The 22,710-nt window shown below is 65.1% G+C and carries 18 protein-coding genes; 15 read left to right on the top strand and 3 right to left on the bottom strand.

Going from position 1 to position 22,710, the window contains the following annotated elements; translation table 11 throughout:
• The first annotated feature begins 70 nt into the window (after positions 1 to 70).
• Positions 71 to 1,492, top strand: a complete 1,422-nt coding sequence (locus C443_RS16720) for a YjiH family protein (RefSeq protein ID WP_005537849.1) — start codon at positions 71 to 73, stop codon at positions 1,490 to 1,492.
• Here C443_RS16720 and C443_RS16715 read toward each other — a convergent pair.
• Positions 1,487 to 2,131 (bottom strand): helix-turn-helix domain-containing protein, encoded by a 645-nt coding sequence (locus C443_RS16715; RefSeq protein WP_005537848.1) that lies wholly within the window; start codon positions 2,129 to 2,131, stop codon positions 1,487 to 1,489. The genes C443_RS16720 and C443_RS16715 overlap by 6 nt on opposite strands.
• An 81-nt stretch (positions 2,132 to 2,212) precedes the next feature.
• Between C443_RS16715 and hutU the strand changes: the two genes are divergently transcribed.
• The 4 genes from hutU to hutH are packed head-to-tail and all read left to right on the top strand — an operon-like array spanning position 2,213 to position 7,786.
• Positions 2,213 to 3,961 (top strand): urocanate hydratase, encoded by a 1,749-nt coding sequence (hutU, locus tag C443_RS16710; RefSeq protein WP_005537847.1) that lies wholly within the window; start codon positions 2,213 to 2,215, stop codon positions 3,959 to 3,961.
• Positions 3,958 to 4,881 (top strand): formimidoylglutamase, encoded by a 924-nt coding sequence (gene hutG / locus C443_RS16705; RefSeq protein ID WP_005537846.1) that lies wholly within the window; start codon positions 3,958 to 3,960, stop codon positions 4,879 to 4,881. Before hutU ends, hutG begins: the two co-directional genes overlap by 4 nt.
• On the top strand, positions 4,878 to 6,140 hold the full coding sequence (gene hutI, locus C443_RS16700; protein ID WP_005537845.1) for an imidazolonepropionase: 1,263 nt from the start codon (positions 4,878 to 4,880) through the stop codon (positions 6,138 to 6,140). The genes hutG and hutI overlap by 4 nt, the downstream gene beginning before the upstream one ends.
• Positions 6,137 to 7,786, top strand: a complete 1,650-nt coding sequence (gene hutH / locus C443_RS16695; RefSeq protein ID WP_005537844.1) for a histidine ammonia-lyase — start codon at positions 6,137 to 6,139, stop codon at positions 7,784 to 7,786. Before hutI ends, hutH begins: the two co-directional genes overlap by 4 nt.
• A 7-nt stretch (positions 7,787 to 7,793) precedes the next feature.
• Here hutH and C443_RS16690 read toward each other — a convergent pair whose 3' ends face one another.
• Together C443_RS16690 and C443_RS16685 are read right to left on the bottom strand one after the other, a co-directional pair.
• Positions 7,794 to 10,346 (bottom strand): AAA family ATPase, encoded by a 2,553-nt coding sequence (locus tag C443_RS16690; RefSeq protein WP_005537843.1) that lies wholly within the window; start codon positions 10,344 to 10,346, stop codon positions 7,794 to 7,796.
• Positions 10,343 to 11,092 carry a 4-phosphopantoate--beta-alanine ligase gene (locus C443_RS16685; RefSeq protein WP_005537841.1) on the bottom strand — a complete coding sequence of 250 codons (750 nt, stop codon included), beginning with the start codon at positions 11,090 to 11,092 and terminating at the stop codon, positions 10,343 to 10,345. Before C443_RS16685 ends, C443_RS16690 begins: the two co-directional genes overlap by 4 nt.
• 144 nt (positions 11,093 to 11,236) lie before the next feature.
• On the opposite strand from C443_RS16685, the gene C443_RS16680 reads away from it, so the two are divergent.
• The 10 genes from C443_RS16680 (at position 11,237) to C443_RS16635 (ending at position 22,669) form a co-directional block, all read left to right on the top strand.
• A complete protein-coding gene (locus C443_RS16680; RefSeq protein ID WP_005537840.1) occupies positions 11,237 to 12,148 on the top strand; it encodes a PhzF family phenazine biosynthesis protein in 912 nt (303 codons plus the stop codon).
• A gap of 121 nt (positions 12,149 to 12,269) precedes the next feature.
• The gene (gene ppsA / locus C443_RS16675; RefSeq protein WP_005537839.1) at positions 12,270 to 14,579 is read left to right on the top strand and encodes a phosphoenolpyruvate synthase; all 2,310 of its coding nucleotides are present in this window, start codon (positions 12,270 to 12,272) and stop codon (positions 14,577 to 14,579) included.
• A gap of 58 nt (positions 14,580 to 14,637) precedes the next feature.
• On the top strand, positions 14,638 to 15,540 hold the full coding sequence (locus C443_RS16670) for an RAD55 family ATPase (RefSeq protein ID WP_005537838.1): 903 nt from the start codon (positions 14,638 to 14,640) through the stop codon (positions 15,538 to 15,540).
• A 143-nt stretch (positions 15,541 to 15,683) separates the two neighbouring features.
• Complete coding sequence (gene mfnA, locus C443_RS16665; RefSeq protein WP_005537837.1) at positions 15,684 to 16,736, top strand: tyrosine decarboxylase MfnA; 1,053 nt, start codon at positions 15,684 to 15,686, stop codon at positions 16,734 to 16,736.
• Positions 16,737 to 16,874: 138 nt separating this feature from the next.
• Positions 16,875 to 17,459, top strand: coding sequence for a YqaA family protein (locus tag C443_RS16660; protein ID WP_005537836.1), 585 nt, complete (start codon positions 16,875 to 16,877; stop codon positions 17,457 to 17,459).
• Positions 17,460 to 17,523: 64 nt separating this feature from the next.
• Positions 17,524 to 19,671 (top strand): methionine--tRNA ligase, encoded by a 2,148-nt coding sequence (metG, locus tag C443_RS16655; RefSeq protein WP_005537835.1) that lies wholly within the window; start codon positions 17,524 to 17,526, stop codon positions 19,669 to 19,671.
• Positions 19,672 to 19,716: 45 nt separating this feature from the next.
• Positions 19,717 to 20,085, top strand: coding sequence for a DUF7312 domain-containing protein (locus C443_RS16650; RefSeq protein WP_005537834.1), 369 nt, complete (start codon positions 19,717 to 19,719; stop codon positions 20,083 to 20,085).
• Between the two features lie 72 nt (positions 20,086 to 20,157).
• Entirely contained in the window at positions 20,158 to 20,754 is a 597-nt protein-coding gene (locus tag C443_RS16645) for an NfeD family protein (protein ID WP_005537833.1), read from the top strand.
• 71 nt (positions 20,755 to 20,825) lie between these two features.
• Positions 20,826 to 22,013, top strand: coding sequence for an SPFH domain-containing protein (locus C443_RS16640; protein ID WP_005537832.1), 1,188 nt, complete (start codon positions 20,826 to 20,828; stop codon positions 22,011 to 22,013).
• A gap of 50 nt (positions 22,014 to 22,063) precedes the next feature.
• On the top strand, positions 22,064 to 22,669 hold the full coding sequence (locus C443_RS16635) for a winged helix-turn-helix transcriptional regulator (protein WP_005537830.1): 606 nt from the start codon (positions 22,064 to 22,066) through the stop codon (positions 22,667 to 22,669).
• Positions 22,670 to 22,710 lie beyond the last annotated feature (41 nt).

Raw genomic sequence — 22,710 nt, 5'->3', positions numbered from 1 at the left:
TAGACACTGATAAAAATGCTTCCACACGGTGGTTTCAGGACTAACTATCAAATGAGAGTATTGTGTGGTAATGTCTACCGAAACAGGCAACACGTACACGGTCGACACTGAACCAGCGGCAAGGGACATCGACGATATCGACCTGCACGAATACGAAGCGTGGCCGGTGCTGAAGTTCCTGATCGCGTTTCTCATCGGTGGGGTGTTTTTTCTTCTGCCGGTCCCGTATCAGGGTGAGATTACAGTCCCGTTCGACATCGTCGTCAGCAACATAACCGGGACGTTCCCGGATGCCGTCGGCGTCTACTCGCTGGGCATCATCCTCGCCGGCGGGATACTGACGACGCTCGCGATGACCAGTGACGGCGAGGTCGCGGGGTACGACCTGTCATCATTCGAGACATCGGGAGTCTTCTGGGCACTCAGAGTCGCCGGCGTGCTCATCGCGCCGGTGATGTTCTTCAAGCTTGGGCCCGAGTGGCTCCACACACCCAGTACCGGCGGACTGATGTGGGGAACGCTGGTGTACAGCGTTGGCATCATCATCCCCATCGGAGCCATCTTCATCACGATATTCGTCGAACTCGGCGGGCTGGAGTTCGTCGGAACGCTCGCGAGGCCGGTAATGCGCCCGCTTTTCAGAGTCCCGGGGCGGGCTGCACTGGACAGTCTCGCATCGTGGGTCGGCTCCTACAGCGTCGGCCTCTACGTCACCCGCAATGTCTTCGAAGCCGGTGGCTACCACAAGCGCGACGTGTTTACCATCGCGACGTGCTTTTCGACGGTGTCAATCGGCTTCGTCGGCGTCGTCGCCGCCACGCTCGATATGCTCCCGAAATTCCCGCTCATCTTCGGGGCGTACTTCTTCTGTGTCGTCGTCACCGGTGTTATTCTGGTCCGGGTGCCGCCTATCTCCAGAATTCCCGAAGAGTACATCGCTGAACCCGACCCGGAACTCGCGTTCTCCGGAACGCCAGGGGATTACGTCCGGCTGGCGGTCAGCGAGGCCGTCGGGAAGGCCAAGGAAGGTGAGACGTTCGCGCAAGCAGCCAAGCGGGGCTTCGTCGACGGCCTGAAGCTCACTAGTCTCATCCTGGGCACCATCCTCGCTGTCGGACTCGCCGCAACGCTGCTCTCGGCACATACCCCGATCTTCGACATTCTCGGTCGTCCGCTGACACCGGTCATCGCTGCGCTCGGAATCCCGAACGCAGCGGTGGTCGCGCCGGCGACCATCGTCGGAATCACCGAGATGTACGTCCCCGTCCTGCTCGTGACCGAGACAGCGGCGAAAGCAAAGTTCTTCGTCGGCGTGCTGGCCGTCTCTCAGCTCATCTTCTTCTCCAGTGTCGGCCCGATGATGATGGACATGTTCAGTGACGTCCCCATCCGGTTTCGGGATCTCGTGGCGTTGTTCGTCATGCGGACGGTGCTCCTCGTGCCGCTCATCGCCGGCATTACTCACGCCCTCGCCGCGCTGGGCCTCCTATAGATATTCGACCAGCGCGTCAGCCAGCTTCTTCTCCGCCCGACGTAGATGGTCCTCCGCAGTTCGGCGCTCTACGCCTACCTGCTCCGCAACAGCCGCCGTCGTCGTCTCGCGGGGCAGTTCGTAGTACCCCTGCTCGTAGGCCGTCAGGAACACCTCACGCTGCCGCGGCGACAGATCCGGGAGCATCGCATCGACGGTCAAAAGCGGTGCATCCGGGGTCACAGAGCTGATTTCACGTTTCGATTCGACGGTAACGTCGAACTGTCCTGCCAGGGACTGGTACACCCTCGCCAGTGCGTCGGGGCTGAGGCCGAGTGCCCGGACGAGCTTGCCGCCACTGGCGTATTTCAGTGGCGGGACGAGCAGACAGCCTTCGTTCGCCAGAAAGCGCTCGACGTTGTTGTCGAGCTGTGCTTTCAGACACTCCTCAGTCACCAGCACCTGCTCGTCGCCGTTTTCCAGGCGCTCCCCGATACCAACGGTGTTGCGGACCTGCTCGATGACGTTCCCGACCTCTCCGCCGCTAACGTGGAGCAGGTCGCTGTGGTCGTTACACCACAATTCGATGCGCGTGCCGGTTCCGTCGGTTGCCGTCTCGTAAGCCCCGTCACCGTAGACACGGAACAGTACCTCGTACATAGTCAGCTAGTCACATAGGCATATAAAAACAGTTCCGAACGGTGATAACCTGCTAACACGGTCCTCTACTAATGGTGTGGTATGGCACAGCAGTCTACCCCAGACACCGACCACGACGTGGGGACGCCCTCGGAACAGTGGCGCGAGTACCAGGGTTCGCCCATCGGCACCGATATCGAGTGTGAAGGGTGGCGACAGGAGGCCGCGCTGCGGATGCTGAACAACAACCTCGACCCCGACGTCGCCGAGAAGCCGGAAGAGCTGGTCGTGTACGGCGGGACCGGGCGTGCAGCCCGATCGTGGGACGCCTACGACACCATCGTCGACGAACTCCGCGAACTCGGCGACACCGAAACCCTCCTCGTCCAGAGCGGCAAGCCGGTCGGTCGGTTTGAAACCCACGAAAAGGCCCCCCGCGTCCTCATTGCGAACTCGAACCTCGTCGGCAAGTGGGACAACTGGGAGCATTTCCACGAACTCGAAGCGAAGGGGCAGATCATGTACGGCCAGATGACCGCCGGTTCGTGGGCCTACATCGGCACGCAGGGCATCATCCAGGGGACCTACGAGACACTGGCCGCGCTCGCTCGGGAACACTACCCCGACAACGACGGTCTCCGCGGGAAGATTGTCGTCACCGGCGGCCTCGGGGGAATGGGCGGTGCGCAGCCGCTCGCAGTGACGATGAACCACGGCGTCTGCATCGCGGCCGAAGTCGACGAGGACCGTATCGACCGGCGCATCGAGACGGGGTATTGTCAGGAGAAGACCGACGACCTCTCGACGGCTATCGAGCGCGCACAGGAGGCCGCGGCGAACGGTGAGCCCTACAGCATCGGTATCCACATGAACGCCGCGGATATGCTTGCGGAGATGCTTGAGATGGGGTTCGTCCCCGATGTAGTGACCGACCAGACGAGCGCACACGACGAACTGGAAGGATACTACCCCGCTGGCTACACCGTCGAGGAAGCCGACGGTCTCCGCGAACGCGACCCCGAAACGTACGTCGCGGAGAGCCTCGAAACGATGGAACGACACGTCGAAGGCATTCTGGAACTGCAGGACAGGGGTGCTATCGCCTTCGAGTACGGCAACAACATCCGCGGGCAGGTCGAGGACCACCGCGACCTCGACAGCGCGTTCGATTTCCCGGGGTTCGTTCCCGCGTACATCCGCCCACTGTTCTGTGAAGGCAAGGGGCCGTTCCGCTGGGCCGCACTCTCTGGCGACCCCGCGGACATCCATCGGACTGACGACGCAGTCAAGGAGTTGTTCCCGGAGAAAGACGACCTCCATCGCTGGATCGACCTCGCTCAGGAACAGGTGTCCTTCCAGGGGCTTCCCTCGCGAGTGTGCTGGCTGGGGTACGCGACCGAGGACGGGCTGACCGAGCGCGCCCGCCTCGCGCTCCGTATAAACGAGCTTGTCGCCGATGGAGAGATTTCCGCGCCGGTCGTCGTCACGCGCGATCATCTGGACGCCGGGAGCGTGGCCTCGCCGAACCGCGAAACCGAGGCGATGAAAGACGGAACTGACGCCGTCGCCGACTGGCCGATTCTGAACGCCCTGCTGAACTGTGCGGCTGGCGCAGATATCGTCAGCGTCCACGACGGCGGCGGCGTCGGCATCGGCAACTCCCTTCATACGAACAACCACGTCGTCCTCGACGGGTCTGATCTCGCAGCCGAGAAGGCTCGCCGTGTGTTCACGACCGACCCCGGGATGGGTGTTATTCGCCACGCCGATGCGGGCTACGAGATCGCACAGGATATGGCCGACGAGAACAACGTGGCTGTCCCGATGCGCGACCGCAACCGCGACCGATGACGGACCTGACAGACCCGTCGCCGTGGACCGGCACATCCGGCGACCCAAACGATGAGCAGTTCGGTGACATTGTCGAGACAGCGACGCTCACGACCGCTGACGAGTACGACGCTGTGTTGGTGGGCGAGCCGTACGACGGGGCCGTCATCGGACGACGGGGGGCGCGTGCCGGCCCGGCGGCCCTCCGGCGCGAACTCAGCGGAACGAAGACCCATCACATCGAACGTGGGCCGGTCCACGCAATCGCCGACCTCGGTAACACCGAGATTCCGGCTGGCGATGTCGAACAGGTCCAGCGTGCCGTCCGTTCGGTAACAGCTCAGATCCACGCAACGAGCGCAATACCGGTTTTTCTCGGTGGCGACAACTCGCTGACGTTCCCGAACGCCGTGCCGCTTGTATCTGACGACACTGTCGGCGTGGTCAGCTTCGACGCCCATCTCGATTGCCGCGCCGTGCAAGACGAACCGACGAGCGGGACGCCGTACCGTCAGCTCCACGATGCGGGCCTCGACACGCTGGCCGTCGTCGGCGCGCGCCACTTCGAAACCTCGACAGCGTACCACGATTACCTCGCCGAGCAGGGTGGAACAGTCCTGCCGCCGGAGTCGGTGGCCGGCGACCCCATTGGCGCGGCTGACGATGCGCTCGACGCGCTCGGCGACGTCGACGCCGTCTATGTCAGTCTGGACCTCGACGTGCTCGACGCCGCGGCCGCCCCGGGCGTGAGTGCACCGACACCGGGCGGCCTCTCGACACGAGAACTGTTCCGGATGCTGGGTCGTGTCGCGTCGGACGACCGTATCGCCGGGTTCGAGGTGGTCGAATGCGCGCCGCCGCTTGACTCCGGGAACCGGACCGCGCGTGCCGGGGCCCGTGCCGTCGCGCACTTCCTCAGCGGCCTGGGAGGTGACCGATGACAGCCCTCGACGCCGTGGTCTACGGCGCGGACGAACTCGTCGCGGGCCCGACGGCGGACGGCCGCGGGCTGGAGACCTACGAGGATGGCGCGGTCGCCATCGTTGACGGCACGGTCGCGGCTGTCGGTCCGACGGCGGAGGTAACCGCCGAGCACCCGCCGGAGAGTGCCAGTCACGCTATCGATGCGAGCGGGCAGGCCGTCGTGCCGGGCTTCGTTGACCCCCACACCCACGGGCTGTTCGCCGGCGACCGTTCTGACGAGTTCGCCGCCAAACTGCGCGGGAAGTCCTATCAGGATATCCTCGCCGAAGGCGGCGGCATCCTCCGAACGGTCCGGGCGGTCAGGGACGCCGACGAGGAAACGCTGCTGTCGAACCTGCTGGCCCATCTCGACACCATGCTCGCCCACGGGACGACGACAGTCGAGGTGAAGTCCGGCTACGGGCTCGACACGGAGACAGAGCTACGGATGCTCCGAGTTATCGACAGCGCCGATGCCGTCCATCCCGTCGATGTGGTCCCGACGTTCATGGGCGCACACGCGGTCCCCAAGGGGTGGGACACCGACGACTACACCGCGGCGGTCGCCGACGAGCAGATTCCAGCCGTCGAGTCACAGGGCATTGCCGAGTTCTGCGACGTGTTCTGCGAGGAGGGGGTCTTCTCGGTCGCGCAGTCCCGACAGGTCCTCGAAGCGGGCATGGCCGCCGGCCTGACGCCGAAGGTCCACGCCGAAGAACTGGCGCACATCGGCGGGACGCAGTTGGCGGCGGACGTGGGTGCGGCCAGTGCCGACCACCTCCTGCACGCGACCAGCGAAGACATTGACGCGCTTGTCGACGCCGACGTGACGCCGGTGTTGCTCCCCGGAACGGCGTTCGGTCTCGGCGCAACGTACGCGGACGCAGCGGCGTTCCGCGACCGTGGTGCGCCCGTTGCGGTGGCGACGGATTTCAATCCGAACTGCCACAGCCACAGCATGGGCTTTGCGCTGTCGCTGGCCTGCGTCGAGATGGGACTGACGCCGGCCGAAGCGCTAATCGCTGGAACGAAACACGCCGCGCTCGCGCTGAACAGGACTGATGGACTGGGGACGCTCCGCGAGGGTGCGCCCGGTGACGCCGTCGTCCTTGCCGCGCCGAGTCACGTCCACATTCCGTACCAGTACGGGACCAACGTCGTCGACACCGTCCTGAAAGACGGCTCGGTCGTCAGCACCCCAACACATGAGTCATACCAGCGGGAGATGCAACCATGACCGCCGAAGTCGTCCTCGACGGCGAATCTCTCACACCCGCCGACGTGGTCGCCGTCGCCCGGAACGGCGCGACTGTCACAGTTGCCGAGGCCGCCCGCGAGCGAATCCGCGAGTCCCGCGAGCGCGTCGAGAGCGTGCTGGACAGCGGCGAGGCGGTGTACGGCGTCACCACCGGTTTCGGCGACCTCGTCGACGAGCGCATCCCACGCGAGGACCTCGATGACCTCCAGCGGAACCTCCTGCGGAGCCACGCCGCCGCGGTCGGCCGGGAGTTGACGACCGAGGAGATCCGGGCGATGATGGTTACGCGGGCGAACACGCTGGCGAAGGGGTATTCGGGCATCCGCGAATCCGTCGTCGATTTGCTAGTGGCGATGCTCAACGCGGATGTCCACCCGGTCGTCCCGTCGCGGGGCAGCCTCGGTGCGAGCGGTGACCTCGCCCCGCTCGCCCATATGTCGCTGGTACTCATCGGCGAGGGGGAAGCCGAGGTCGAGGGGGAGCGACTCCCCGGCGACGAGGCGCTCAGCGCGGCCGGCCTCGAACCGGTGACGCTCCGTGCCAAGGAGGGGTTGGCGCTCATCAACGGGACGCAACTGACCGTCGGCGTCGCCGCGCTCCTGCTCAACGACGCTGAGCGACTGGTCACTGCCGCCGACGTCGCCGGCGCGCTCACGACGGAGGTGACCCTCTCCTCGACAGTGCCGTCCCACAAAGCCATCACTGCCGTCCGGCCCCACGCTGGCCAGGCCGCGAGTGCGCGAAACGTCCGGCGGCTGACGGCCGACTCCGATGTGGTCGAGTCCCACCGCAACTGCGACCGCGTGCAGGACGCCTACGCGATGCGCTGTCTGCCGCAGGTCCACGGCGCGGTTCGCGACGCCGTCGCCCACCTCCGGGAGGCCGTCGAGGTGGAACTCAACAGCGCGACCGACAATCCGCTGGTGTTCCCCCGCGAGGACGAACACGGCGAGTCCTCGAACCAAGCGAGCGGGAGCGACCGACAAGAGGCGGGCCGCGAGGCAGGCGCTGTGAGCGTCGACGACCGGGCCTCCGGCTCCGACAGCGCGGGCGTGCTGTCCGGCGGGAACTTCCACGGCGCGGTACTCGCTATGCGCCTCGACTATCTGACGAACGCGCTCACCGAACTCGCGGCCATCTCGGAGCGCCGGACCGACCGGATGCTCAACCCCAATCTGCAGGAGCCACACCTCCCGCCGTTTCTCACCGAGCGCAGCGGCGTCCGCTCGGGCTACATGATCGCACAGTACACCTCCGCGGCACTGTTGAACGAATGTCGGTCCTTCGGTCGGCCGTCGATGGACAACACCCCCGTCAGCGGCAATCAGGAGGACCACGTCAGCATGAGCGCGCAGTCGGCCTATCTTGCCCGGAAAGCGGCACGAAACACCGCCGCGATTCTCGGTGTCGAGCTATGCTGTGGGGCGCAGGCCGCCGACTTCGTCGACGACGACCTCGAACTGGGTGTCGGGTCGGACGAGGCCTACGATGCCGTCCGTACAGTGGTCCCGAAGCTGACGGCTGACCGGCCGATCTACGAGGACATCGAGGCCGCGGGCGCGCTTGTCGAGTCCCCGGCATTCACCGAGCGGGTTGCTACGGCCCTCGACGGGGGGCTAGAGTGACTCAGCCTCAGGACCCAAGCCCCAGATCCGCGGTCCCCTTTGCTCCCTGGTAGCGATCCCGGTCGTCCCAGTCGGCGATACTCGAATGCGTTTCCCGGACGGCGGTTTCGAGGTGTGTCTGCGTTATCTCCGAGCCGTCTCGCAAGGCGTGGCGCGCCGCGTCTTCGGCGACGAGTTCGAGATCACTGGCGGCGTACCCCGCGGTCGGGCCGACGATGGCGTCCCAGTCGATGTCGCCGGCGACGGGCCGGTCTTGTAGGTGGATCTCCAGAATCTGTCGGCGCGCTGTTTCGTCCGGGGGCGGAACCTCCACCCGCTCGTCGAACCGGCCAGAGCGCCGCAGCGCCGCGTCGATGTCCTCGACGAAGTTCGTCGCGGCGACCACGACGATGTCCTCGGCCGCCGCGCCTTCGAGTTCGGTGAGCAGCTGATTGACCAGCTGTTGCTCGCTCGTGTTCATCGAGCCGCGCCGGGAGCCGGCGATACCGTCGATCTCGTCGATGAACAGCACGCAAGGGGAGTTCGCGCGGGCCACCTCGAACACCTCGGCGACGTTGCGGGCCGGTTCGCCCATCCACTTACTCGTCACGTCCGCGGGGCTGATTTCGACGAAGCTATGTTCGAGTTCGCCCGCGAGCGCGCCGGCGAGGTGAGTCTTCCCACAGCCGGGCGGGCCGTACAGCAACAGCCCGGCGAGCACGTCGATGCCGTACTCGGCGTAGGCGTCGGCGTTCTGAAGCGGGTCTAGGACCGTGTCTTCGAGCCGGTCCTTCAGTTCGCCCATCCCACCCACGTCGCCGAAGTCGCGTCCCGTGTCAGTCTCGACCAGCGAACTGGCCTGCAGGTCGACACCGTCGGGCTGGACGACGCCGTTTTCGGCGACCATCTCGGGGTCGACCCAGTCCGGAATGCTGGTGTCGGTCTCTGTGGCGGCCTGCATGAGATGGTCCGTCCCGATCGGGGCGTCCGCCCGAAGCGCCTTTCGGGCGGCGTCCTCGGCGATGAGTTCGATGTCGCTGGCCGCGAAGCCGGCCGTCTCCTCGACGACGGGGTCGAGGTCGATATCGGCCGCTGTCGGCCGCCCGGCGAGGTGAATCTCCAGAATCTGCTTGCGAGCTTGCGGGTCCGGTGGGGGGACCTCCACCCGCTCGTCGAACCGGCCAGAGCGGCGGATGGCGTCGTCCACGTCTTCAACGAGGTTCGTCGCACCCAGCACCACCACGTCCTCGTCGGCGATCCCTTCGAGTTCGGTGAGCAGTTGATTGACCAGTTGCTGCTCGCTGCTGTTCATGTTGCTGTCGCCGTCGCGCGCGCCAGCGATGCCGTCGATCTCGTCGATGAAGAGGATACAGGGGGCGTTCGCGCGGGCGATCTGGAACAGCTCCTCGACCTTCTGTGCGGGTTCGCCCATGTACTTGCTCGTCACGTCGGCGGGCGTGACCTCGATGAAGGCGTGGTCGACCTCGCCCGCGAGCGCGCCGGCGACGTGAGTTTTCCCACAGCCGGGCGGGCCGTGCAACAGGACGCCGTTGACGACGCCGATGCCGTACTCCTCGAAAGCGCTCGGGTCCTGCAGCGGCCGGACGACCTTGTGGTTGAGCGTCTCCAGGAGCTCGGACATCCCACCCACGTCGGCGAAGCTCCGGGACGGGTTCGGGTCGACCAGACCGTCGGCTTCCATGTCGACGCCGTCGGGCTGGACCACCGTCCCGTCGTCCGAGGGCCGCTCGCGGTTTATCGAGGGTGCGCCGTCGGTACTGTCCGAGTCGGTATTGCCGCTCGTCCCGGCCGAACTTGATTCGTCGGACTGGTCGATTCGCTCCCGAATGTTCCGTTCGAGCCGATCCGGATTGACTTCGTAGCCGTACTCGGCCAGCCGGCGGGGTTCGGCGCTCAAAAACTCCGCGAGCCAGCCGTGGCGCTGTAGCTCCTCGGTCGGCGCATCGGGGTCCCGGAAGGTGACGAGCTTCACGTCCGTGCTGTCGGGTGAGTGGTACTCGGCAAGCCAGAAGGGGAGATACAGGCGGTCGACGCCAGTCACGCTGTCGAATCCGTCGGGGTCGAAATCTCCGGGGAGCCCGTAGGATTCGCGCAGTTTCCGGAGGAATACGTTGGCCGTGCCGGAGGCGGCGTTCTGTTGCTGGTCGCGGTACTCCGCGACGCGCTGGGGCAGTAACACTCGGGCGTCGTCGTCAGTAACCTGAAACTGCAGCAGGACAGAGCGGCCAAGCGCCGGGTCGCTGCGGCCGAGGTCGTAGTCGCTGGTCGCTCGGCGGACCACCGCGTCGGTGTCGTCGACATACTGCGAGACTGCCCGGTCGTTGTCCGCCCAGAGGCCGTCGAGAAACGCCGTTTCGGACTTCGTCGTCGTCCCGAGCAGCTTCCCCTTGCCGGTCTTGTACTCGTAGTCGACTTTGAACACCGGATAGAAGACCCGGTGGAGGCGTTCCAGTTGTTCAGCATCGCCGAAAGCGGTCATCGTCCGCTGATCGAGCGTCTCTCTGACGGTCTCCTCCTCTGGTACCCGACGGTCGGCGTAGATGTACGGTGGCAGGCTCATTCCAGGTCTCCCTCCCGAATCGTCCGCTCGGCGTCGGTCAGAGCGCTGTCGGCGTCGAAGGTGTCGATAGCGTCTCGCTGGGCGTCCGGGTCGCCACGGAGGGCGCGGGCGTGCTCGGTAATGTTCGGGATCGCGCGGATGATGTTGTCCACGATGGGGACCGTCGCCACTTCCGCCGAGCGGCTTCGAGGGTTGAGGTCGATGACGAGTTCCGTCTTGCCCATCTCGCCGAGCGCCTCGGCGCGGTCGCCGTCCTCCAGCGGCACCAGCACCACGTCCGCCGCGCCGATGCCATCGGCGTCGACCTTCGCGCGCTCGTGGTCGAGGCCGGGGATGCGTCCGTCGGCGGTCAGCCCCTTCACGTCTGTCGCGCCGTGCTCGCGGAGGTAGTCGGCGATGGCCTCGATGCGCTCCTCGGTCCGGTTGAACAGGTTCACTTCGAGGTCTGCGCCGGTCACCTCGGCGAGTTCAACGAGTTCGCCGGGCACGAGAGCAGCAGCGTTGCCGTTGACCGAGATGACGGCGTGCTCAGCGGACAGTAGGTGTGCCGCAGCGGCGCGCTCGGCGTCGTCAGCGCTGTCGATGGTGCGCTCACCCAGCAGGTAATCGAAGGCCTCGCCGCGGCCCTGTGCGATGAGGCCCTGTCGGGAGGTGATACCGCGATCGACACCCGCTTCGATACGGTGGCGGGTCAAAAGCGACTCGTAGCGGGGGTGGCTCTCAGGGAGATCGACGTCCTCGCTCATACGTTCCGGTGGTAGCTCCCTGTACTAAAGTCGTCCGTCAGGGGCGCGTCTCGGTCATCGGCACATATCACACCGGAATTCACCGTCGGACGGCGACGGTTACCTCCGGAAAAGATTATCTGCGGGTCAGCACAACTCCGTGCCATGGATACCCGACAGGCGTTGCTTGTCGACGCGTTCGCCGCGGAGCCAACGGCGGGCACACCGACCGGCGTCGTTCCGGAAGCCGACGGACTGACCGACGACCAGATGCAGGCCGTCGCCAGCGAACTTGGGGCCCTCGAAACGGCGTTTGTCCTGCCAGCGGGAGACGCCGACCGCCGGCTTCGCTGTTTCTCACCGACCGGAGATCTGGACCGGGCGGAGGCGGCCACCATCGGGGCGCACGCGGCGCTGTACGAACGCGGTGAGATCGACGACGACGAGTGGACGGTCGCCACCGCCGCCGGCGAAGTCACCGTCGAGACGAAACAGAACGGCATGGTCTGGGTCGAACAGGGGCGGGCCGACATCACCGAGGTCGACATCCCCTACGCCGATGTCGCGGACGCGCTCGGACTCGACGAGGCCACGCTCAAAGACGTGGGTGCCGACCTGCCGCTCGTGACGGCCGACGCGAGCGAGCCGTGGCTCATGGTTCCGGTCAACTACTTCGAGCATCTGAGCAATCTCAGCGTTGACGTGGCTGCCGTCGACTCACTCTGTGACCGCGCGGACGCGGCCGGCGTGTATCCGTTCACGTTCGATACGGTCGGTGCCGACGCGACGCGCCGGTCGACGTTCCACGGACGAGCCTTCCGGGCCGGAAACCGAACCGAGGAGCCGGTTACCGCGGCGGCGTCAGGGGCCTGCGCGGCGTTCGTCCGCCGCTACGGGGCGCTCGATGACACCATCGAACAGATCATCGCCGAGGGCGGGCATTTCCGTGACCGCCCCGGCACGGTGTCAGTCGATACCGACGGGACAGAGGTGTGGGTCGGCGGGCGCGCTGTCACTGCACTGGACGGCACAATGACTGTCCCCGTCGTCGACGACGACGACATCATCGAGGCGTGACCGCAGAACCGTACCGGCGGCGTGACTGCCTGATTCACTCGAAATCGAGTGAAGAACGGTCGCCTCACTGGCTGTAACCGGAACTTCCTTAATTGTCGTTGAAGATGATACGAGTGAGTCCATGCCAACACTGTGGCTCGACGAAATCGGTGCCGACGACCTGGCGCGGGTCGGCGGCAAGGCGGCGTCTCTCGGAGAACTGACCGGAGCGGGCCTGCCCGTTCCGTCGGCGTTCGTCGTTACCGCCGACACGTATCGGTCGTTCATCGAAGCAACTGGAATCGACGAGTCGCTGTTCGAGGCCGTCGATGTCGACAGCGACGACTCGCAGGCGCTGGCCGAGGCGGCCGAACGCGCTCAGGAGTTGATCCTGGAAACCGACACCCCGCCGTCGGTCCGCGAGGACCTGCTGGCCGCCTACGACGAGATGGGTGACGAAGACGTTGCGGTGCGGTCCTCAGCGACCGCCGAGGACCTCCCGGACGCCTCCTTCGCCGGCCAACAGGACACGTACCTGAACGTCTCGCGTACGGACCTCCTGCAGCGGGTCAAGGAGTGCTGGGCGTCACTGTTCACCCAGCGGGCCATCTACTACCGCAACGAGAACGGCTTCGCCCACGACGCGGTAGACATCGCCGTCGTCGTCCAACAGATGGTCGACGCGGAGAAATCCGGCGTCATGTTCACTAGCCATCCCTCGACCGGTGGGCCGACGGCCATCATCGAGGCTGCGTGGGGACTGGGTGAAGCGGTCGTCTCCGGGGCAGTCTCGCCCGACAACTACAGTATCGACCGCGAGACGGAGACCATCGACGAGGTGACCGTCGCCGACAAGAAAGTGATGTGCGTTCGGGGTGAGGACGGAGAGACCATCGAACGCTCCGTCCCCGAGGAGAAGCGCAACGAGCGCGTCCTTTCCGACGAGGAGATTCACCGACTCCTAGAGGTCGGCGAACGCGTCGAGGATCACTACGACACCCCACAGGATGTCGAGTGGGCGGTCTACGAGGGCGAGGTGTATCTACTGCAGTCCCGCCCAATCACCACCATCGACGACCCTGAGGGGAGCGCCGGCTCGGCCAACGAAGCCGAGAGTCAGCCGCCGGGGGCGAAGTCGGGCGTCGCCGACGGCGGGGCGATGGAGAGCCAGTCGGAGGCGGTTCGGCTCTCCGGTATCGGCTCCGCGCCGGGTCGGGTCACCGGCGTCGTCCGCATCGTCGACAAGCTCGACAACCTCGACAAGGTCGAGGACGGCGACATCATCGTCGCCGAGATGACGACGCCGGATATGGTGCCGGCGATGAAACGCGCAAACGGGATCATCACCGACGAAGGTGGGATGACCAGCCACGCCGCTATTGTCTCCCGAGAGCTGGGCGTCCCGGCCGTTGTCGGGGCTGAGGACGCGACACAGAAGCTCCGGGACGGCGAAACGGTCACGCTCGACGGCGACAAAGGCACGGTCGAGAAAGGGGCCAAGGTCCCGGAGACGTCTGACGATCAGGAAGACGCTGGGCCGGTCGAGGCACATTCGGCCGTCAAGCCGATGACCGGAACGGAGGTCAAGGTCAACGTCTCCATTCCGGAAGCCGCCGAACGGGCCGCCGCGACGGGGGCCGACGGCGTCGGCCTCCTGCGCATCGAGCACATGATCCTTTCGACGGACAAGACGCCCTCGCGCTACGTCGAGGACCACGGCGAGCGCGCGTACGTCGACGAGATCGTCGAGGGCGTCCGCTCGGTCGCCGAGGCGTTCTACCCGCGTCCGGTCCGCGTCCGCACGCTCGATGCCCCCTCCGACGAGTTCCGCCAACTGCAGGGCGGCGAGGACGAGCCCAGCGAACACAACCCGATGCTCGGCTACCGCGGTATCCGACGGTCGCTCGACCGCCCCGGCGAGTTCAAGCTCGAACTCCGGGCCTTCGAGCGCCTGTACGACCTTGGCTACGACAACGTCGAACTGATGCTCCCGCTCGTCACCGACGCCGAGGACATCCTGCGAGCGAAGGCGCTGATGCAGGAGGTCGGCATCGACCCCGAGAAGCGCGACTGGGGCGTCATGATTGAGACACCCGCGAGCGCGCTGTCCATCGAAGACATCTGCGAAACTGGCCTCGACTTCGTCTCCTTCGGGACGAACGACCTCACCCAGTACACGCTGGCCGTCGACCGCAACAACGGCAACGTCGCCGACCGCTTCGACGAACTCCACCCGGCCGTCCTCGAACTCATGCGCCAGGTCATCGGGACCTGCCGCGAGCACGACGTGGCAACGAGCATCTGCGGACAGGCCGCCTCGAAGCCACAGATGGTCGACTTCCTCGTCGACGAGGGAGTCACCTCCATCTCGCCGAACATCGACGCCGTGCGTGACGTGCAACACGAGGTCAAGCGCGTCGAACAGCGGCTGCTGCTGGAATCGGTCCGCTGAGACCGCAGCTGATTGACGTAGCCAGCAGGTTTTTTTGCGCCGTTCGCTTCGTTGCAGTATGGCACCCGAATCGACGCCGGAAGCCAAGAGTATCAGCTCCGGTGTGTCCTACATTCCCTTTGGCATCCCCGGGCTGGACGGACAGGTTCGGGGGATGCCGACCGGGAGCACGGTCCTGCTGGCCGGGGCGTCGGACGCAGGCGGCGACGCCTTCACCTACACCAGCCTCGCGACGCTGATGCTCGCGAAACACCGCCCCGAGATGGTCCCGAACGGTATTGCCCGGCGCAGCGAGGCGATTCCGGAGTCGGTGACCTACATCACGCTCTCGCACGACCGCGAGCACGTCTACAGCGAACTCGACGCCGTCCTCGACGGCTACCAGTTCGAGACGCTCACGGAGCACATGACCGTCGCCGACTTCTCTCAGCGATTCATGGAGCTGTTGCCCGTCCCCGAGCCGCTGTTCGATGCTCGACGGAGCGACACCGAAATCGAACAGCCCGACGCGGAGCCGCCGGAGCGAGAGCCCGCTGAGGAAACGTTCGAGAAACTGTTATCCGATATCAGTGACCGAGTGAGCGACGCCGCAGAGACGCTCATCGTCATCGACTCGCTGACCGACCTCGAACGGGCGACGGAGTTCGGGCTGCCCCAGAACCACGAGATCGCGTTCCTGATGGGGCTCCGAGAGGCAGTCGTCAACTGGGGGAACGTGGCCTTCGTCAAGCTCGACCGACCAGCCGGCGACGTGCGGTCGGACGAGCTCATCCACGGCCTCTTGCACGGCAGCGTCTACTTCTACTCCAACGACAAGGGGTTCGAGACGTATCGGACGATGCGGGTCGGCTCCTTCGGCGGCGCGCTCGATACGGAGCGCCAGACCGTCTTCGAGTCGCTGATCGGTCCCACGGGCTTTCGCGCGAAGGCGACGAAGAAGATCGGACCGTCGAACTGGTAACTCGACGGTAAAGCGCACTCCTGTACTGAGTACGGACGGCTAGCTCGTCCCGGCCAGCGTGCTACCGTCAGGACGAATAAACAGCAGACAACGACACGCACGAGCACAACGGCTAAACCACTCCCCCGCTATACACCCGATAGATGCTCCAGCGGGCAGAGCCACAGGACTTCGAGCGCGTCCTCTCGTCGATGTGTACCGTGCCGCATCCGTCGGCACGCGAAGCGGCAGAACGCTTCCTCGCGACGAACCCCGGAGACCCGGGCACGTACGAGACCATCGCCGATCTGGAACGCGAGGCCGTCGAGTATCTCGGTGAGATCACTGGCCTCTCGGACCCCGCAGGCTACGTTGCCTCGGGCGGGACAGAGGCCAATCTTCAGGCGATACGTATTGCCCGTAACCGCGCCGATACGGACGACCCGAACGTGGTCGCGCCCGTCCACGCGCATTTTTCGTTTACCAAAGCCGCCGACGTGCTTGGTGTAGAACTGCGGACCGCGCCGGCGACGGACTACCGCGCCGACATGGCGGCGATGGCGGAACTCGTCGACGAGGACACGGTGTGTGTCGTCGGCGTCGCTGGTTCGACCGAGTACGGCTACGTCGACCCGATTCCGGCCATCGTCGACCTCGCCGAGACGGTCGATGCCCTCTGTCACGTCGACGCCGCCTGGGGCGGCTTCTACCTCCCGTTTACCGACCACGACTGGCACTTCGGCCACGCGGACATCGACACGATGACGATCGACCCCCACAAGGTCGGGCAAGCGGCGGTCCCCGCCGGCGGACTGCTCGCTCGCGACCGGTCGCTGCTTGACGAACTCGCCGTCGAAACGCCGTATCTGGAATCGACGGACCAGCTTACGCTGACGGGCACCCGGTCGGGCGCTGGCGTGGCCTCCGCCGTCGCGGCGATGGAGTCGCTGTGGCCGACGGGCTACGAGCAGCAGTACGAAACGTCGATGGCCAATGCCGACTGGCTGGCCGACCAGTTGTCGGCGCGAGGCCACGACGTTGTCGGCCCCGAACTCCCGCTTGTCGCGGCCGACCTCTCGATGCCGATGACAGACGAACTCCGGGACCGGGGCTGGCGAGTCTCGAAGACCGGGGCCGGCGAAATGCGTGTCGTGTGTATGCCCCACGTCACGCGGTCGATGCTGCGGTCGTTCGTCGCGGATCTCGACTGGTACTGAATCGCTGCCCTCGGCGGGCGCTAAGTCGCGGATCTCGATTAGTACTGAATCGCTGTCTCCGCTCTCGAACATACTGGTATTGAGCGCTCCCGAGAAGACATACGAAGGTTTAGAAGTGCCTGTTTGCTACAGAGAGGCGTGGACTTGGTAGTACCGACCGCATCGTTCATTGCCTTCATCGGCGACTGTACGACCGCCGGTACCCCACTGTCGCCGCTAGAAGAAGCTGTCTGTACGGCCACCGGTCCGACCGGACTGGGTATCATCGCGGTGTACTCGTTTCTGATCGCGTTCATTCTCCCGCTCCCGAGCGAGGTCGTACTGGTTCCGGCCGAAACCCTTCGGCTTGGACTCTCCACGAACGGGAACATAGTGGCGATTATCCTCGTCAGTGGCCTCGGGAAGGCCTTCGGCAGTCTCGTCGCCTTCCATATCGGACAGGAGGCAAAGGAGTACGGCCCACTCGTGCGCTGGATCAAGCGCTCACGGTTCAATCTCGTCGAGTGGTCTGAAAGAAAGACGGTACAGCTTGCACGGAAGTACGGTTACGTTGGACTGGCGCTCGCACTCTGTGTTCCGTTCTTCCCCGATACGATCTCTATCTACGCGTTCACCGTCCTCGAACGCGACTACTATCGGTTCGGCGCGGCGACGTTCTTCGGCAGTGCCGGGCGGCTCGTCGTGACACTCGGGCTTGCCAGCGGCACGCTCGCGTTGCTGTGACCGGAGCGTCGCTCCCACGCCGAAACCAACCCCCTTTTGACCCGTCGGTGGCACACGAACAGGTATGAGCCACGACGAGTTTCCGACGGACCAGCCGGCGGTCGTGACCTGTGGGTTGCCCTACGCGAACGGTGACTTGCACGTCGGCCACCTCCGGACGTACGTCGACGGGGACGCGCTGTCGCGCGCCCTCCGGCGGATCGGCCAGCAGACGGCGTTCGTTTCGGGATCAGATATGCACGGTACGCCGGTAGCGGTCAACGCCGCCGAAGAAGGCGTCGCGCCGCGGGAGTTCGCGCTGGACTTCCACGAGACCTACGCCGAGACGTTCCCGCAGTTCAACATCGAGTTCGACAACTACGGGCATACCGACGACGAGACTAACGTCGAACTCACCCAGGAGTTCGTCCGCTCGTGGGTCGAAAACGACCACGTCCACGAGAAGGAGATCGAGGTCGCATGGGACACGGAGGAGGACCAACCCCTCCCCGACCGCTACGTCGAGGGGACCTGCCCCTACTGCGGGGAGCAGGCCCGCGGCGACGAGTGCGACGAAGGGTGCCAGCGCCACCTCGAGCCCGGCGAAATCGAGGCCCCGGTGTCGACGCTGACCGGGAACCCCGCGGAGTACCGCACCCGCGAACACAAGTTCCTCCGGCTTGCTGACTTCCAGGAGTACCTCCAAGGCTTCCTTGACCGTCTAGAAGGGACCGACAACGCCCAGAATCAGCCCCGCGAGTGGATCGAGGGCGAACTGCAGGACCTCTGTATCACGCGGGACATGGACTGGGGCGTGGACTACCCCGAAGACGTTGACGGCGGCGACGAGCTGGTGCTGTACGTCTGGGTCGACGCGCCAATCGAGTATGTCGCCTCGACGAAACAGTACACCGAGCGCGTCGGTGACGACGAGTACGACTGGGAAGCGGTCTGGAAGATCGACAGTGAGGAGCGCCACGGCACCGAGTGGGACGACGAGTGGGCAGACGGCAGCGGCGAGATAATCCACGTCATCGGCCGCGATATCATCCAGCACCACGCGGTGTTCTGGCCCGCGATGCTTCGCGGCGCGGGGTACAACGAGCCCCGGTCGATTCTGGCCACCGGGTTCGTCGGCATCGACGGCAACGCGCTGTCGACCTCGCGTAACCGCGCCGTCTGGGCCGACGAGTACCTTGACGCCGGCTTCCATCCCGACCTGTTCCGGTACTACATCGCGACCGGCGCACAGATCGACACCGACGTGGACTTCTCCTGGGACCGCTTCCAGGAGCGGGTCAACGGCGAACTCGTCGGCAACGTCGGGAACTTCATCTACCGGTCGCTGCTGTTCGCCGAGCGCAACTACGACGGGACGCCCGACACTGCCGTTAGCGATGACGTGCGCGGGCGAATCGAGGACGCGATTGAGAACTTCGAGGCCGCCGTTCGGGAGTATGACGTGCGCGAGCTGGCTGAAATCGCCATCGAACTCTCGAACTACGGCAACGAGTACATCCAGCGCAACGAACCCTGGAACCTCGTCGACGACGACCCCGAGGAAGCCGAGCAGGTCATCCGCGACTGCGTGCAGTTGACCAAGGCCGTCGCGGTGCTCATGCAACCCGTCCTGCCGGGCAAGGCCGAGCGCCTGTGGGGCCAACTGGGCGAACAGGGTTCCGTCGCCGACGTAACCCTCGACAGCGCGCTCGAAGCGCCGCCGGCCGAGTTCGACGACCCCGCGGAACTGTTCGAGCAGGTCGAGGACGACCACATCGAGGCGCTGAACGAGGAACTGCAGGAACGGGTCGAGGAGGCAAGCGAGGCTTCGGCAGAAGCCTCGAACGGAGGCGGCGAAGCCGCCGAAGACGAAGGGGACGACGACGAGGTCGCCGACCTCCAGACCCTCGTCGAAGACCGCATCAGCTTCGAGGACTTCGAGGGCGTCGACATGCGTGTCGGTGAGATTCGCAGCGCCGAGCCGGTCGATGGCGCGGACAAACTCCTGCGCCTGGAAGTCGACATCGGCCACGAGGTCCGGCAGGTCGTCGCCGGTCTCCGACAGCTCCACGACGCCGAGGAGCTTCCCGGCACGCGCGTCATCCTGCTTGCGAACATGGAGAAAGCCGAGCTGTTCGGCATCGAATCCAACGGGATGGTGCTGGCTGCCGGTGACGAGGCGGACCTGCTGACGACGCACGAGGACGCCCCGCTGGGGACCCGCATCAAGTAACCGCAGTCGCCAGCGCTTTTGTAGTCACGGCCCGTACGGCGGACCATGGATGACGACGGGGCCGCACGAGACGATGCGGCCGCTACGGGTGATACGTTCACCGAAGAGTACGAACTGGCGACGGACGCCGACGTGATTCAGGTCGAGGAAGGCCCTGACGGCGACGCGCCTGACGACGAGGAGGGCGCAGTCGCCGGCTCCTTTGCCCCGGATCTTGAAGTGACACCCGACGCACCGAAGCCTGAGAATGTCGTCTTCGTCGCGTTGGGGGTCTGTATCGCGATTCTCGCGCTTGGACGGATGTTTCTCGGAGCGGAGATGTACACGCCGTCCGTCCTCGGTGGCGTGGTTCTGTCCGTTGCACTCGGAGCCGCTGTGCTGTATGGGTTCTTCGTCCGGACGAGCGACGTGTGAGACTGTACCGGCGATTCCGGAGTCGCGCTCTCTACCCCGACACTTAATCCTGCTCCGACACTAAGTCAGGGCATGGTGAACCCGCTGGCGACAGTTGCCCTGCTGCAGGCCGAACCACTGTTAGGTATGTCGCTCTCCATCCTGCTGTTTCTGGCCGGTGCGGGCCTCATCGTGGGCGAAGCGCTCGCCCCCGGGACCCACTTTTTCGTGCTCGGCGTGGCTCTGCTGACGGCAGGGCTGGTCGGGTTGTTCATCCCAGCGAGCCTGGGTATCCTCGCGCCGCTCATTCTTACTGTCGTCGTGCTCGCAACGACAGCGGTCACGCTCTGGGGGTATCGAAAGCTCGATTTCGCCGCGCCGGGCCGTGGCCAGACGCTCAGTTCTGACTCACTTACGGGGCAGTTCGGAACGGTTACCGAGCGCGTAACCCGGAGTGACGGTGAGGTCAAACTGGAAGACGGCGGTTTCAATCCCTACTACCAGGCTCGTTGCTCCCGCGACCCGATAGAGGAAGGCACGGAGGTCATCGTCATCGACCCCGGCGGCGGGAACGTACTCGAAGTCGAAGCGGTCGAGGCGGCGAGCGACGAGATCGACCGCGCGCTCGAACGTGATCGAAACCAGAGTGATGCGGACACTGAACCGGAACGTGAGTCCGAGCGGGCGTAGGTGTGTAATTCGGTAGTTTGTGACAGGGACACCGAAGCCTTTTCATTGCGCGCTCCGGAGTTCTGGTTGTCATGTTCCCCGCAACAACACCGCTACAGCCTGGAGGACTCGTCGGTTTCGTTACCGTCATCTTCCTCCTGATCGCCATCGCGCTGGTGTATTCCAGCGTCGTGATCATCCGCCCATACCAGAAAGGTGCCTACACGGTCCTCGGTACCTACCGCGGCGTCCTCGACCAGGGGATTCACTTTATCTACCCCTTCGTCTCCGACGTGACGCGGTTCGACATGCGTACCCAGACGCTCGACGTGCCACGGCAGGAGGCTATCACCCGCGACAACTCGCCGGTGACCGCCGACGCCGTCGTCTACATCAAGGTGATGGACCCGAAGAAGGCATTCCTCGAAGTCGATAACTACGAGCGTGCCGTCTCCAACCTCGCCCAGACGACCCTCCGGGCCGTGCTGGGTGACATGGAACTGGACGACACGCTCAACAAGCGGGGCGAAATCAACGCCCGGATTCGGAAAGAACTCGACGAACCCACCGACGAGTGGGGTGTCCGCGTCGAGAGCGTCGAGGTCCGCGAGGTCAACCCGTCCAAAGATGTCCAGCAGGCCATGGAGCAACAGACCTCCGCCGAGCGGAAACGCCGTGCCATGATCCTAGAAGCACAGGGTGAACGGCGCTCCGCCATCGAGACGGCGGAAGGTGACAAACAGTCCAACATCATCCGCGCACAGGGTGAAAAGCAGAGCCAGATTCTGGAAGCACAGGGTGACGCAATCTCGACCGTCCTGCGTGCGAAATCCGCCGAATCGATGGGCGAACGCGCCGTCATCGACAAGGGGATGGAGACACTCGCCGAGATCGGCCAGGGTGAGTCGACGAAGTTCATCCTCCCGCAGGAACTCACCTCGCTGGTGGGCCGCTACGGCAAACACCTCCAGGGTTCGGACGTGAAGGAGAACGGGCACTCGCTGGAGGCGCTTGACTTCGACGACGAGACCCGCGAGATGCTCGGTCTGGACGACATCGAGGAAATCCTCGGCCAGATCGACGAGGAAGCCGAAGTCGATGTCGAGGCTATGGAAGAAGAGGCACAGAAAATCAAGCAGGGTCAGGACAGTGGCCTCGACAGCGCCGACGAGATGATTCAGGAGATGGACGCTGAAATCGACGACGACTCGTCGACGACTGACGTGGCCGGCGGTCCGGACGACACGACGCGAACGTCGGAAGTCGACAAAGACAACTAACTGAGAATCAGGCGAAGACGTTTTATTACCGACCCACCTTTTCGGTAGCAATGACGCGTGAGGGCGACGTAGACGAGGACAAGCGAGCGACGCTCCGTCGCTTTGCCGCCCTCGGTGCAGCGAGCCCGTTTGCCCGCTTCGGCGACAGCGGGAGCGAGAGCGACGCGCCCGACGCCATCGCCGGGTACGTCTCGACACATCCCGGGACGCACTTCTCGAAGCTTCGCGACGACCTCAAACTCGGGACCGGTGAGGCCCAGCACCACCTCCACCGGTTGGAAAACGAGGGCGTCGTCACCTCACAGAAGGACGGCGACTACCGGCGCTACTTCCCGGCCGGCCAGTTCTCCGAGTTCGAGCAGGTGGCGCTTGGCTACCTGCGGCGTTCGACCGCCCGGGGGATGCTCGTCACCCTGCTGCGTCGCCCGGACGTGACGGCGTCAGAACTGGCTAATGAGTTGGACGTATCGCGACCGACGGTGAGCAACTACGCCGCCGACCTGGAGTCTGCCGGGCTCCTGTCGCGAGAAGACGGGTACGCGGTGACGGAACCCGAAACCGTACTGACCCTGCTGATCCGGTACGCCGACTCGTTCGGCGACGATGTCGCCGCGCTGGCCGGCGAGGCCGACTCGTTGCTGCGCTACGACCCGTGAGGCTGGCGGTAGAATCCGCCCACTGTCGGCCTGGTCGCATC

Source organism: Haloarcula argentinensis DSM 12282 (genome assembly GCA_000336895.1).
GTDB lineage: Archaea > Halobacteriota > Halobacteria > Halobacteriales > Haloarculaceae > Haloarcula > Haloarcula argentinensis.
Note: the sequence above shows the minus strand (reverse complement) of the source record. Positions and strands in the feature narration are given on the sequence as shown.

Coding starts and splice junctions, on each gene's coding strand:
- C443_RS16690 (WP_005537843.1), bottom strand. CDS start 10,346: ATGAGCCTGCCACCGTACATCTACGCCGACCGTCGGGTACCAGAGGAG.
- metG (WP_005537835.1), top strand. CDS start 17,524: ATGAGCCACGACGAGTTTCCGACGGACCAGCCGGCGGTCGTGACCTGT.
- hutH (WP_005537844.1), top strand. CDS start 6,137: ATGACCGCCGAAGTCGTCCTCGACGGCGAATCTCTCACACCCGCCGAC.
- C443_RS16720 (WP_005537849.1), top strand. CDS start 71: ATGTCTACCGAAACAGGCAACACGTACACGGTCGACACTGAACCAGCG.
- hutU (WP_005537847.1), top strand. CDS start 2,213: ATGGCACAGCAGTCTACCCCAGACACCGACCACGACGTGGGGACGCCC.
- C443_RS16640 (WP_005537832.1), top strand. CDS start 20,826: ATGTTCCCCGCAACAACACCGCTACAGCCTGGAGGACTCGTCGGTTTC.
- ppsA (WP_005537839.1), top strand. CDS start 12,270: ATGCCAACACTGTGGCTCGACGAAATCGGTGCCGACGACCTGGCGCGG.
- hutI (WP_005537845.1), top strand. CDS start 4,878: ATGACAGCCCTCGACGCCGTGGTCTACGGCGCGGACGAACTCGTCGCG.
- hutG (WP_005537846.1), top strand. CDS start 3,958: ATGACGGACCTGACAGACCCGTCGCCGTGGACCGGCACATCCGGCGAC.
- C443_RS16670 (WP_005537838.1), top strand. CDS start 14,638: ATGGCACCCGAATCGACGCCGGAAGCCAAGAGTATCAGCTCCGGTGTG.
- C443_RS16650 (WP_005537834.1), top strand. CDS start 19,717: ATGGATGACGACGGGGCCGCACGAGACGATGCGGCCGCTACGGGTGAT.
- C443_RS16685 (WP_005537841.1), bottom strand. CDS start 11,092: ATGAGCGAGGACGTCGATCTCCCTGAGAGCCACCCCCGCTACGAGTCG.
- mfnA (WP_005537837.1), top strand. CDS start 15,684: ATGCTCCAGCGGGCAGAGCCACAGGACTTCGAGCGCGTCCTCTCGTCG.
- C443_RS16645 (WP_005537833.1), top strand. CDS start 20,158: ATGGTGAACCCGCTGGCGACAGTTGCCCTGCTGCAGGCCGAACCACTG.
- C443_RS16715 (WP_005537848.1), bottom strand. CDS start 2,131: ATGTACGAGGTACTGTTCCGTGTCTACGGTGACGGGGCTTACGAGACG.
- C443_RS16680 (WP_005537840.1), top strand. CDS start 11,237: ATGGATACCCGACAGGCGTTGCTTGTCGACGCGTTCGCCGCGGAGCCA.
- C443_RS16635 (WP_005537830.1), top strand. CDS start 22,064: ATGACGCGTGAGGGCGACGTAGACGAGGACAAGCGAGCGACGCTCCGT.